Below are 12,525 nucleotides of genomic sequence, written 5' to 3'. Positions count from 1 at the left end.
ATGTTCATTTCCCGGAGCTCCATGAACCGTCCAAGCCCCGCACGCGCAGGCCGGCTCGCCGTGGCGATGGTGTCGGCCGCACTATTGGCGGCTTGCGCATCCTCCGGCAATCAGGCCCCCGTTCTCGACCGCACCTCGCGCGCCGGCAGCACCGGGGCCACGTCGCAAGAGCCGCCGCCCCCCGGCTACTATCGAGTCAAGCGTGGCGATACCTTGTACAGCATCGCCCTGCGCAACGGCCAGGCCCCGCGAGATTTGGTGGCGTGGAACAACATCGCCAATCCGAACCAGATCGAAGTCGATCAGCTGTTACGCGTTGTTCCGCCGAACGCCGATGTCAGCAGCACCGCGGCCGTCGTCACACCGGTTCGCCCGCCTAACACGACTACGCAGCCGGTCGATTCGACGCCCGCCACGCCGCCGTCCGCAGCGTCGTCCGGCGCTCCTGCCGGGGCAAGCGACAGCGCAATCTCGCTGGCCTGGCCGGCACGCGGCTCGCTCATCAACCGTTTCGATGACAAGAGCAACAAGGGCATCGACATTGGTGGCAAACGTGGTGATGCCGTGGTCGCTGCCGACGACGGAAAAGTGATCCACGTTGGACCCTTGCGTGGGTACGGGAATCTTGTCATCATCAAACACAACGACACGTTCCTGACCGCCTACGGCAACAACGACAAGGTTCTGGTCACCGAGCAATCCACGGTCAAGAAAGGGCAGAAGATCGCCGAAATGGGCAGTACTGATGCGGATCGCGTGAAGCTTCATTTTGAAGTGCGCCGCAACGGTAAGCCGGTCGATCCGATGCGCTACTTGCCGCCTCAATAGAGGAATGCATGCCGCGCCAGAAAGCTGCCACGCCCATCACCCCCGCCGATGACAACATCGACGCTGCTGTAGAGGGCCAGCGCACCCCAAATGGGCGCGCGGGGCGGCGTGCGCGCGGCGCGGCACAGCCTCCTACTGAAGAGATCGAAGTCGTCGACGCGCTGGTCGACGATCTACCTGCCTCCGATTCTGCTGATCTCAACGACACGTCGGACAGTGCTGACGAGCCGGATGAAGAAGAGGACGAGGGTGAAGAGGCAGAGGAGGCCGCACCCGAGGAAGATTTCCGCAAGGTGCTGCAGGCCGAACTGGCCGCCGACACGGTTCAGCACTATCTCAATCGCATCAGCATCAAGCCGCTTCTGACGCCAGCGGAAGAACTGCATTTCTCGACGCTGGCCAAGGCGGGCGAATTTGCCGCGCGCCAGGTCATGATCGAGCGCAACCTCCGCTTGGTCGTGAGCATCGCAAAAGGCTATCTGAACCGCGGTGTGCCGCTGCTTGACCTGATCGAGGAAGGCAACCTGGGTCTGATGCACGCGATCGAAAAGTTCGATCCGGAGCGCGGGTTCCGCTTCTCGACGTATGCAACGTGGTGGATCCGCCAGAGCATCGAGCGCGCGATCATGAATCAGGCGCGTACGGTTCGCCTGCCGGTGCACGTGATTCGCGAACTCAACCAGGTGCTGCGTGCCAAGCGTCATCTGGAAAAGAGCGGCGTGGACGGCCGAGACGCGAGCCTTGAAGACATCGCTCACTTGCTCGGCAAGACCACGGAGGAAGTGCAGGACGTGCTCTCGCTCAACGAGCACACGACTTCGCTGGATACACCGTTCGATCTGGATCCGGGCACGAGCCTGCTCGATTTTCTCTCGGATGAGCATGGCGCCTCGCCGGACCAGGAGGTGGCACATCGCGAGCTTTCGCTGCTGATGAAGTCGTGGCTTGCTCGCTTGTCCGACAAGCACCGCTATGTGGTGGAGCGCCGCTTCGGCCTCAACTACATCGAGCCTGCGACGCTGGAAGAGCTGGCCGCCGAGATGGGCCTGACGCGCGAACGTGTTCGTCAGATTCAGCAGGAAGCGCTGGTCAAGCTCAAGCGCCATTTCGCTTCGCAGGGCGTGCGTAAGGATGCGGTGCTGTAAGGCGCCGCAGCCTCTCTTCTTTCTCCTCCAGTTTCATTCAGTCGTTCCGCAGCTCCAGCAGCATTGGTTGGTGATCCGATGCTTGTGTGGTGCTGCTGACTTCCGTCCGCAGCACGCGCGGTTTCAATGGATCGCTGATCAGCATGAAATCGCACGCGTAGGCCGGTTCGATCCAGCCATGGCGGTCATGCACGCCGAAAGTCGGCGGTTGCGGCGTTGTGCCGTGGGCAATCTCCCAGGCGTCATGCAAAGCGGGTTCCCGGCTGAACGGCACGGTCGCTAGACGTTTAGGCGTGGAGTCCGGCTTGCAGTTGAAATCGCCGCAGACAATGGTTGACGTCGTCTGTGCGAGCGGGCGGAAGGGGCCGACCTCGGACTCTGTGCCAAGTACCGATGCTTGATTTGCACGCGCACACCCTTCCGAGTGGATGGCGCGCAATGCGTCGATTTGCGCCAGCCGTTGAAGCTCCGAGTAGTACTCCAGATGCGTTGTGATGATGCGCAACAAGCCGAACGGCGTCTGCACGATCGCCTCGATGGCCATGCGCGGCATATACGGTGTGGCATCCGCCGGACAAGGTAAAGCGTGGCGCCGGATGTGATGGACCGGCAGCCGTGTGGCAATCGCGTTGCCGAAGCGCTGCACATGCGTGCCGTTGTGGCGCTCCAGCGCGAAGCCGCCGATCACGGTGTATTCAGGGCCAAGCGCGTCGGCGAGTTCGGTCCATTGATCGATGCCCGGTTGGCCGGGCAGATCGCTAAAGCCGGACGTGACTTCCTGGAGGCACAGCACATCGAACTCGGCCATCTCACGGGCTTGCGTCAGTTGGCGCGTCAGGCTGACGTGCCCGTCGGCGCCACGGCCCCACTGGATATTCCACGTCAGGATGACGGTGCCCATGCTGGTCCTCCGGTGTCTTACAATGCCGCCCTTGTCCTCAATTTGCCCAGGCTCGCTCGTGTCTCAAGCTGCACCTAACGTCACGCCTTCCTCTCCTGATTCAGCAATCGCCGCTCCGGACGCGCCGCCCGCTAAGCCCCGTGGGCGTCGTAAGCCCGAGATGCCCGTGGCTGGCCCCCTGGAAATCGTTTCGCTCGACGGTGAAGCACGCGGTATCGGTCGTCTGACCAACGAGGATGGCACGCCGGGCAAGGTGGTCTTCGTGGAAGGCGCATTGCCTGGTGAGCGCGTGATGTATCGCAGTCACCGCGTGAAGCCGTCATACGAGCAGGCGAGTGTGGTGAACATTCTGCGCCAGTCCGCTTCGCGCGTGACGCCGCAGTGCAAGTTCTTTGGGGTGTGCGGTGGCTGCTCGATGCAGCATCTGGATTCGCGTGCACAGGTCGCGATCAAGCAGCGCGTGCTGGAAGACGACCTGTGGCATCTGGCCAAGCTGCGTCCGGACGTCGTGTTCCGACCGATTGCCGGCCCCGACTGGGGCTACCGCTATCGCGCCCGCTTGACCGTGCGCCATGTTGCGGCCAAAGGTGGTGTGCTGGTGGGCTTCCACGAGCGCAAGAGCAGCTACGTGGCCGACATGACGTCGTGCGAGGTGCTGCCGCCGCACGTATCCGCGCTGCTGGTGCCGTTGCGCGAGTTGGTGGGGCGCCTGTCGATCGTGCAACGTATGCCGCAGATCGAACTGGCGGTCGGGCAGGACGTGACCGCGCTGGTTTTGCGCAATCTGGAGCCCATCACCGCCGAAGATGAGGCCGAGCTGCGCACTTTTGCCGATCAGCACAACGTGCAGTTTTGGTTGCAACCCAAGGGGCCGGACACCGTCTATCCGTTCCATCCCCTCGACCGCACGCTGACGTACACGCTGCCGGAGTTCGGCATCACGATGCCGTTCAAGCCGACGGATTTCACGCAGGTCAATCACCAGATCAACCGGGTGCTGATGTCTCGCGCCCTGAAGCTGCTCGACGCCCAGCCCAGCGATCGGCTCCTTGACCTGTTCTGCGGTATCGGCAACTTCACGCTGCCAATGGCCACACGGGCGCGCGAAGTCATGGGCATCGAAGGCAGCGAGGCGCTGACAACCCGGGCGCTCGCCAACGCTCAGCACAACGGTTTGGATGCGAAAACGACATTCGCGTGCCGCAATCTCTTTGAAGTGTCGGCCGATGATATTGCCGCACTGGGCAAGTTCGATCGCTGGCTGATCGATCCGCCGCGTGAAGGGGCGTTGGCCGTGTCCAAGGCCCTCGCCGAGTTGTCTCAGCGAGGCGGCGAGGCGGCTGATCTGCTGCCGAAGCGCATCGTCTATGTGTCATGCAATCCGGCGACGCTGGCGCGCGATGCGGGTTTGCTCGTGCATGAAGCGGGTTATCGATTGGCCGGCGCGGGCGTGGTCAACATGTTCCCGCACACGTCGCATGTGGAGTCGATGGCGGTATTCGAGCGCGACTGACCGTTCGTCGGGCGTTTCGCAGACAAAGAAAAACCGGCGCCTGATGCGCCGGTTTTCTTTTCGCGCCATCGCCGGCGCTTGTGAGGCTGAATTTCGTTAGTTGCGATTTCCGCCAAAGATTCCGAGGATCGCCAGCAGGTTCGTGAAGATGTTGTAGACGTCCAGGTAGATGGCCAGGGTAGCCGTCACGTAGTTGGTCTCGCCGCCGTTCACGATGCGCTGCACGTCGAACAGGATGTACGCCGAGAAGATCGCGATGGCCAGCACCGAGATGGTCAGCATCATCGCGGGCAGCTGCAGCCAGATGTTAGCTACCGAGCCAACGATCAGCACCAGCACGCCCATGAACAGCCACTTGCCCAGGCCCGAGAAATCGCGCTTGCTGACCGTGGCCACCGTCGCCATCACGCCGAAGATGACCGCGGTGCCGCCGAACGCCGTCATGATGAGTGACGCACCATTCGAGAAGCCCAGAATCATGCCGATCAGCCGCGACAGCATGAGCCCCATGAAGAACGTGAAGCCGAGTAGCAATGCCACGCCGACGCCGCTGTTCTTGAAGCGCTCAATGGCGTAGAAGAAGCCAAAAGCCACTGCCATGAAGATGACGAAACCCATCAGGGGGTTGCGCCCCATCAGGTTGAAGCCGGTGGCGACTCCGATCCAGGCACCGAGGATGGTGGGGATCATGGAAAGCGCGAGCAGCCAATAGGTATTGCGCAGCACGCGGTTGCGGACGGCCAACGCGCCGGCGGTGCCGGAAGCGCCAAAACCGTACGTGTTGAGTTGGTTGTCCATGCGAACTCCTTGGGTGAATGACATTGCAGACAATGCGACGACACAGCGAATGTGGCATCCGAAGCGGGCTTTTGCAAGCCACATCGTCCTTACTTGGAGAGTCAGGATGCCACGCGGTTCCGGCTCCTGGTTGGTGCTTGCGGCGGAAAATACCCTTCGTGAGTGACTTTTTGTGCTCCCCATAAGGGGATGCTAAGGCGCGTTCGTAAAGCCGGCGAGGCCTGCAAAGACAAGTGACGATATCGTCTCCTTGCGCGACCGGCGTACGCGGCATCCGGTTGCACCGCTTGACATCCATCCGGTTCCCGCCCGTGCTAGAATCTAACGTTTATCTTTCACGTAACACCTTCATTTTTTGGAGTTTTTGATGGCGCTCGAACGCACTTTGTCGATTATCAAACCGGATGCCGTGGCCAAGAATGTCATCGGCCAGATCTACGCCCGCTTCGAAGGCGCCGGCCTGAAGATCGTCGCAGCCAAGATGATCCACCTGTCGCGCGCAGAAGCCGAGCAGTTCTACGCCGTGCACAAGGAGCGCCCGTTCTTCAAGGATCTGGTGGACTTCATGATCTCGGGCCCGGTGATGGTCCAGGCGCTGGAAGGCGAAAACGCAATCGCCAAGAACCGTGATCTGATGGGTGCAACCGACCCGAAGAAGGCAGAGAAGGGCACGATCCGCGCCGACTTCGCTGACAGCATCGACGCCAACGCCGTGCACGGCTCGGACGCTGCTGAAACGGCCGCCGTGGAAGTCGCATTCTTCTTCCCGGGCCTGAACATTTACAGCCGCTAAGCGTCAACACTAGACTGGGATTGTGGTTTCGGGTTGCAAGTCATGAGCGATGTGGTGAATCTCCTCGATTTCGACGCACAGGGCCTTCTCGCGTATTGCGAGAGCCTGGGTGAGAAGTCGTTTCGCGCCAAGCAGTTGCAGCGCTGGATTCACCAGTCGGGGGCGTCCGATTTTGGCGAGATGACCGATCTCGCCAAGTCGCTGCGCGAAAAGCTTGCGACCCGCGCAAACATCCAGGCACCGGCGGTCATTACCGATCACCTTTCGTCGGACGGTACGCGCAAGTGGCTGGTCGACGTAGGGCAGGGCAATGCCGTCGAGACGGTCTACATCCCCGAAGAGACGCGCGGCACGTTGTGTGTGTCGTCTCAGGCGGGATGTGCCGTCAACTGCCGGTTCTGCTCGACCGGCAAGCAGGGTTTCTCGCGCAACCTCAGTACTGGCGAGATCATCGGCCAACTGTGGATGGCGGAATTCGCCATGCGCAAGCAGCTCGGTCGCGGGCCGAAGGACGACCGCGTCATCACCAACGTGGTGATGATGGGCATGGGCGAGCCGCTCCTGAATTACGACGCCGTGGTGCCTGCTCTGTCGCTGATGCTGGACGACAACGCGTATGGCCTTTCGCGCCGGCGCGTAACGGTATCCACCTCAGGCGTGGTGCCGATGATGGACCGCCTCGCGCGCGATGTGCCCGTGGCACTCGCTGTGTCGCTGCACGCGTCCAACGATGCGCTGCGCGACGTGCTCGTACCGCTCAACAAGAAGTATCCGCTGGCCGAATTGATGGCTGCCTGCCGCCGCTATCTGGAGTTCGCGCCGCGCGATTTCATCACCTTTGAATACTGCATGCTGGATGGTGTCAACGATACCGTCGAGCATGCCCGTGAACTGCTGCGCGTCGTGGCCGACGTGCCGTGCAAGTTCAACCTGATCCCGTTCAACCCGTTCCCGGAATCGGGATTGAAGCGCTCGAACAATGAGCAGATCCGCCGCTTCTCGCAAGTGCTGTTGGATGCTGGCATTGTCACCACCATCCGCAAGACGCGAGGCGACGACATCGATGCGGCTTGCGGGCAGCTCGCCGGCGAGGTCAAGGACCGCACACGTCTGGCCGAGCGCGGCAAGTTTGGCAAGATCGTCGAGATCCCCGTGGTCGGGGCCGACTCCACTCACCGCATGGGTACCGCATGAAGCGTTGGTCGACTGCTGTCAGTCTGGTCTTCACGCTGGCAGCCGCCGGGTGCGCATTGTCGCCGCCGGTCCAGACACAGACACGAGAAGTCACGACCGCCCCCGATCAAAAGGCTGACGCCGGTCGTCGGGCTGCAATCCGATTACAACTCGCGACGCAATACTTGGAAGCCGGTCAGAATGCGACAGCGCTTGAGGAAATCAAGAACGCCATCGCAATCGATCCGAATGTGCCGAACGCGTATCACATCCGCGCGCTGGCTTACATGAACCTCGGCCAGCGCGAGCAGGCTGATGAGAGCTTCCGCAGCGCTCTGGCTGCGACGCCACAAGATGGCGACCTGCTGAACAACTACGGCTGGTTCCTGTGCTCGCAAGGCGGCAAGCCCGATCAAGGCATGGCGATGCTGCGCCAGGCCATCGAGGCGCCGGCCGCCGGCAGCCCCGCCAAGCCATGGACAAATCTGGGTGTCTGCCAGATGCGTCAGGGCGATCTGGATGGCGCGGAGAAGAGCCTCACCCGCGCCACTTACATCGATGCAAACAATCCGCTGACCAACTTGACGTTGGCGCAGCTGTACTACAAACGACGCGAATATTCACGTGCCATGCCGTTTATCGAACGTGTGAATGGCCGCGGCAATCCGACGGCTGAAAGCCTGTGGCTGGGCGCTCGTATCGCCCGCCGTCTGGGCGACACTTCGCAGCAGAACGCATGGAGCGCGCAATTGCAGCGTCGCTTCCCCAATGCGCCCGAAGAGGCGGCATTCGAACGAGGAGCCTGGGATGACTGACCGCGACGTGGCAAGCGCAGCCGACTTCTCTCACGGCGCGGCGCCTGCCTCGAATCCGCCCGCCGCTGTTTCGCCGGACCGCGACGATGCGCTGCGCGAGATCGCCGAACGCCTGCGTGCCGGCCGAGAACGGCAGCGGCTGACGGTCGACGATCTGGCGGGGCGCCTGAAGGTCGCACCAGGCAAGTTGTCGGCGGTGGAGTCGGCAGATGTCAGTGCATTGCCTGACATGACCTTTACCAAAGGGCTCATCCGCGCCTACGCACGTGCTTTGCAGGTGGATGTCGATGACCAGCTTGCGCGTTTGAATGCCCGTGCGCCGGTCACCAACATCGGCTTGCGCCCAGAAGGCGGGCTCGGTGAATCGTTTTCCGACAAACCGAGCTTTGCGAAGCGTCGCAGTGGCGGTGGCCGCTGGCTGATTGGCGTGCTCGTTGCGGTGGTTGTGGCAGGCGGTGCGTTGGCTGGTATGGACCGTCTGAAGCAGTGGTTTGCCTCGCAAACGGCAGCCACGCAAAACACCGAGTCCACGACGAAGGAAGCGCCGGCGGCCGAGCAAACTGCGCCCGCGCAAGCGGCTCCGGCGGCTGAGCAGGCTCCGGCTGAAACACCGGCCGCTTCGATGCCGACACCGTTGACCCCGGTTGCCCCGGCGGCCCCGGCCTCGGGCGTGGTAACCGCGCCGCTGGCTCCACCGGCAACGCTGCCGCGTTCAGACAACGGTGCTGCTGTTCCGGCGGCCGCTGTAGCTGCTGCAGGTGCTAAGGCTGCTGTGGTCAACGTCGAGGCTCCAGTTGCCGTTCAGCCGGCGGAAACTGCCAAACCGGCTGAATCGGCGGGTGGCAGCGGTGCGGTCTCGGTGCGCTTCTCCGGTTCCTCTTGGTATGAAATCAAGGACAAGACCGGCAAGACGCTCGCCAGCGGCATCTCCAAGGAAGGCGACGCACGCGATCTGACCGGCACGCCGCCGTTCAAGGTCGTTTTCGGCAATGCAGAAGCGGTTGAATCGCTGGCTGTGGGCGGTGCGTCCGTCGATCTTCAGAAGTACGCCCGCAATCGCGTGGCACGGGCCACGTTGCCCTGAACCGTTTTGTAAATGGCGCGGTGCCTTTGGCGGCGCGCCTTGTCTGATCATGGAAATCTCCACGCCTCTCGATTGCGCTCCAGCCTTGGTGGGCCCGCTGCCGCGCCGGAACTCGCGCGCCGCGCAAATCCGCTGGGGCGACCGTGTCGTGCACGTTGGCGGCGACGCGCCAGTCTGTGTGCAGTCGATGACGAATACCGACACGTCGGACGCCATCGGCACCGCAATCCAGGTGAAAGAATTGGCGCGGGCGGGCTCGGAGTTGGTGCGTATCACAGTGGACACGCCCGCCGCGGCCGCCGCGGTGCCCGCCATCCGCGAGCAGCTCGACCGAATGGGCGTGGATGTGCCGCTGGTCGGCGATTTTCATTACAACGGCCACAAGCTGCTGCAGGACTATCCGGAGTGCGCGCAGGCGCTGTCCAAGTACCGCATCAATCCGGGCAACGTCGGGCAGGGTGCCAAGCGGGACACGCAGTTCGCGCAGATGATCGAGATCGCTTGCCGCTACGAGAAGCCGGTGCGTATCGGCGTGAACTGGGGCAGCCTCGATCAGGATCTGCTTGCGCGGATCATGGATGAGAACGCGCAACGCGCAACGCCGTGGGACGCCCGCGCGGTGATGGTCGAGGCGCTGATCACCTCGGCGATCCAGTCGGCGCAAAAGGCGGAAGAACTTGGCTTGCCGGGCAGCCAGATCATCCTGTCGTGCAAAGTCTCGGCGGTGCAGGACCTGATTGCTGTGTATCGCGAACTGGCGCGTCGCTGTAACTATGCGCTGCACCTCGGCCTGACCGAGGCCGGCATGGGCAGCAAAGGCATCGTGGCTTCCACGGCGGCGTTGTCGGTGCTTCTGCAAGAAGGCATCGGCGACACGATCCGCATTTCTCTCACGCCCGAGCCCGGCGCGCCGCGCGAGAAGGAAGTCATCGTCGCGCAGGAGATTCTGCAGACCATGGGTCTGCGCAATTTCACGCCGATGGTCATTGCGTGCCCTGGTTGCGGACGCACCACGAGCACGGTGTTTCAGGAACTGGCCGCGCGCATCCAGTCGTACTTGCGCGAGCAGATGCCGAAGTGGAAGACGCAGTACCCCGGCGTTGAAGAGTTGAATGTGGCCGTGATGGGCTGCATCGTCAACGGGCCCGGGGAGAGCAAGCACGCCAACATTGGCATCTCGCTCCCGGGCACGGGCGAATCGCCCGCGGCGCCGGTATTCGTTGACGGCGTGAAGGTGAAAACGCTGCGCGGCGAACGCATTACAGAAGAATTCCAGACGATCGTCGACGAATACGTGCGGACGCATTACGGCGCACAGGCCTCGGCGACAGTCTAAAAACGGCATCAGGCTTCGGGACTCGAAGTCGAAGCAGGAAACGACCGGCCGGCCCCGCATGGAGCCAAATGCGAGAGGCCGGTTTTTAACGTGACATCATGAGCGATACACAAAAACAACGCGTGCAGAAGATCGCCGGCGTCAAAGGCATGAACGACTTGTTGCCCAGCGACGCCCCGCTGTGGGAGCACTTTGACAACGCCGTGCGCAGCATGCTGCGCGCCTATGGCTACCAGCAGATCCGCACGCCGATCGTTGAGCAGACGCAATTGTTTGTGCGTGGCATCGGCGAGGTGACGGACATCGTCGAGAAGGAGATGTACACCTTCACCGATGCATTAAACGGCGAACAACTGACCATGCGCCCCGAAGGCACCGCTGCTGCCGTGCGCGCCGTGATCGAGCACAACCTGCTGTACGACGGCCCGAAGCGCCTGTGGTACACCGGCCCGATGTTCCGCCACGAGCGTCCGCAGCGTGGTCGCTATCGCCAGTTCCATCAGGTGGGCGTGGAAGCGCTCGGCTTTGCTGGCCCCGACATCGACGCAGAAGTCATCCTGATGTGCCAGCGACTGTGGGATGACCTCGGCCTTGTCGGCCTGAAGCTCGAGTTGAACTCGCTCGGTCAGGCGGAAGAGCGCGCTGCGCACCGTGCCGATCTCATCAAATATCTGGAAGGTTTCCAGGACATTCTGGATGAGGACGGCAAGCGCCGCCTCTACACCAACCCGCTGCGTGTGCTCGACACCAAGAACCCGGCGCTGCAGGACATGGCCGCCGGCGCGCCGAAGCTCATCGACTACCTGGGCGACGAATCGCGCGCGCACTTTGAGGGCGTGCAGAAACTGCTCAAGGCGAACAACATTCCGTTCACCATCAACCCGCGTCTGGTGCGCGGCCTGGATTACTACAACCTCACCGTCTTTGAGTGGACGACCGACAAGCTGGGCGCGCAAGGCACCGTGGCCGGCGGTGGCCGCTACGACCCGCTGATCGAGCAGATCGGCGGCAAGCCCGCCCCCGCATGCGGCTGGGCGATGGGCGTCGAGCGCATCATCGAACTGCTGCGCGAAGAAAAGCTTGAGCCCGAAGCGCAGGGCTGCGACGTCTACATCGTCCATCAGGGCGATGAGGCGCAGGTGCAGGCGCTGATCGCCGCAGAGCGACTGCGCGACGCCGGTCTCGACGTCATCCTTCACGCATCGCCGGAAGGGCGCAACGGTAGCTTCAAGTCGCAGTTCAAGCGCGCTGACGCAAGTGGCGCATCCTATGCGGTTATCATTGGCGACGATGAAGTCACCCAAGGTGTTGCGCAGATCAAGCCCCTGCGCGGTGATCCGACCGCGGATGCCCAGCAGACCGTGCCGTCGGACCAACTGGTCGACCGCCTGATCGATGCCATGGTGGCCAACAACGACTAACCGCGGCAGTGCCGCTCGCCGGCGAACGACCGCGATTCACCTCCAATATTCAAGCTCTGCAAAGCATGGCCTACGATCTCGAAGAACAGGAACAGATAGAGAGTCTCAAGCACTGGTGGCGTGACAACGGCAACGTGATCACCTGGATTGCCATCGTCGTGCTGCTGGCCGTGGCCGGTTGGTTCGGCTGGAAGAACTGGCAGCGCAAGCAGGCCGGCGAAGCGTCGGTGCTGTACGAGCAGGTGCAGAAGGCCGTTGATGGCAAGGACGCTGAAAAGATCAAGCGTGCCGCCACCGACATGGAAGACAAGTTCGGCGGGACGGCCTATGCGCAGATGACCGCGCTGGCCACGGCCAAGGCCCTGTACGAAGCCAACGATGTGGCGGGCGCCAAGGCGCAGCTGCAATGGGCGGTCGATCATGCGCGCGACGATGAATACAAGGCGCTGGCCAAGCTGCGCCTGGCTGGGCTTCTGCTCGACGAGAAAGCCTACGATCAGGGCATCGCGCTAGTCTCCGGCGACGTTGCTCCGGCCTTTGCTGGCTTGTACGCCGATCGTCGCGGCGATCTGCTGGCCGCGCAGAACAAGAACGAAGACGCCCGCGCGGCTTACAAGCTGGCGTTGGAGAAGTTCGGTCCGGCTGATGCTTCGGCTCGCCAGATCGTGCAGTTCAAGCTGGATGTCCTGGGCGGTGCCTGATTGGCGTAACCCGAGCA

At 62.5% G+C, this 12,525-nt stretch carries 12 protein-coding genes; 10 read left to right on the top strand and 2 right to left on the bottom strand.

Features of this window, described 5'->3' with window-relative positions; all coding sequences use genetic code 11:
- A complete protein-coding gene (locus ABIC76_RS19235; protein WP_354534922.1) occupies window positions 1-828 on the top strand; it encodes a peptidoglycan DD-metalloendopeptidase family protein in 828 nt (275 codons plus the stop codon).
- An 8-nt stretch (window positions 829-836) separates the two neighbouring features.
- On the top strand, window positions 837-1,973 hold the full coding sequence (rpoS, locus tag ABIC76_RS19230; RefSeq protein ID WP_354534921.1) for an RNA polymerase sigma factor RpoS: 1,137 nt from the start codon (window positions 837-839) through the stop codon (window positions 1,971-1,973).
- Window positions 1,974-2,010: 37 nt separating this feature from the next.
- Here rpoS and ABIC76_RS19225 read toward each other — a convergent pair whose 3' ends face one another.
- On the bottom strand, window positions 2,011-2,874 hold the full coding sequence (locus ABIC76_RS19225) for an endonuclease/exonuclease/phosphatase family protein (RefSeq protein ID WP_354534920.1): 864 nt from the start codon (window positions 2,872-2,874) through the stop codon (window positions 2,011-2,013).
- Window positions 2,875-3,034: 160 nt separating this feature from the next.
- On the opposite strand from ABIC76_RS19225, the gene rlmD reads away from it, so the two are divergent.
- Entirely contained in the window at window positions 3,035-4,387 is a 1,353-nt protein-coding gene (rlmD, locus tag ABIC76_RS19220; protein ID WP_354534919.1) for a 23S rRNA (uracil(1939)-C(5))-methyltransferase RlmD, read from the top strand.
- A gap of 96 nt (window positions 4,388-4,483) precedes the next feature.
- Here rlmD and ABIC76_RS19215 read toward each other — a convergent pair whose 3' ends face one another.
- Complete coding sequence (locus tag ABIC76_RS19215) at window positions 4,484-5,185, bottom strand: Bax inhibitor-1/YccA family protein (protein WP_027677634.1); 702 nt, start codon at window positions 5,183-5,185, stop codon at window positions 4,484-4,486.
- A gap of 367 nt (window positions 5,186-5,552) precedes the next feature.
- Between ABIC76_RS19215 and ndk the strand changes: the two genes are divergently transcribed.
- The 7 genes from ndk to ABIC76_RS19180 all read left to right on the top strand — a co-directional run bounded on the left by ndk (window position 5,553) and on the right by ABIC76_RS19180 (window position 12,508).
- The gene (gene ndk / locus ABIC76_RS19210) at window positions 5,553-5,978 is read left to right on the top strand and encodes a nucleoside-diphosphate kinase (RefSeq protein WP_004626298.1); all 426 of its coding nucleotides are present in this window, start codon (window positions 5,553-5,555) and stop codon (window positions 5,976-5,978) included.
- 42 nt (window positions 5,979-6,020) lie between these two features.
- Window positions 6,021-7,172 (top strand): dual-specificity RNA methyltransferase RlmN, encoded by a 1,152-nt coding sequence (gene rlmN, locus ABIC76_RS19205; protein ID WP_102067006.1) that lies wholly within the window; start codon window positions 6,021-6,023, stop codon window positions 7,170-7,172.
- Window positions 7,169-7,966 (top strand): type IV pilus biogenesis/stability protein PilW, encoded by a 798-nt coding sequence (pilW, locus tag ABIC76_RS19200; protein WP_102067007.1) that lies wholly within the window; start codon window positions 7,169-7,171, stop codon window positions 7,964-7,966. Before rlmN ends, pilW begins: the two co-directional genes overlap by 4 nt.
- Complete coding sequence (locus ABIC76_RS19195) at window positions 7,959-9,050, top strand: RodZ domain-containing protein (protein WP_354534918.1); 1,092 nt, start codon at window positions 7,959-7,961, stop codon at window positions 9,048-9,050. Before pilW ends, ABIC76_RS19195 begins: the two co-directional genes overlap by 8 nt.
- A gap of 49 nt (window positions 9,051-9,099) precedes the next feature.
- Window positions 9,100-10,386 (top strand): flavodoxin-dependent (E)-4-hydroxy-3-methylbut-2-enyl-diphosphate synthase, encoded by a 1,287-nt coding sequence (gene ispG, locus ABIC76_RS19190; protein WP_354534917.1) that lies wholly within the window; start codon window positions 9,100-9,102, stop codon window positions 10,384-10,386.
- Between the two features lie 98 nt (window positions 10,387-10,484).
- Window positions 10,485-11,807 (top strand): histidine--tRNA ligase, encoded by a 1,323-nt coding sequence (gene hisS, locus ABIC76_RS19185; RefSeq protein WP_027677629.1) that lies wholly within the window; start codon window positions 10,485-10,487, stop codon window positions 11,805-11,807.
- 65 nt (window positions 11,808-11,872) lie between these two features.
- The gene (locus ABIC76_RS19180) at window positions 11,873-12,508 is read left to right on the top strand and encodes a YfgM family protein (RefSeq protein WP_354534916.1); all 636 of its coding nucleotides are present in this window, start codon (window positions 11,873-11,875) and stop codon (window positions 12,506-12,508) included.
- Window positions 12,509-12,525: the final 17 nt, after the last annotated feature.

This window comes from Ralstonia sp. 1138, assembly GCF_040544795.1.
Lineage (GTDB): Bacteria > Pseudomonadota > Gammaproteobacteria > Burkholderiales > Burkholderiaceae > Ralstonia > Ralstonia flatus.
Note: the sequence above shows the minus strand (reverse complement) of the source record. Positions and strands in the feature narration are given on the sequence as shown.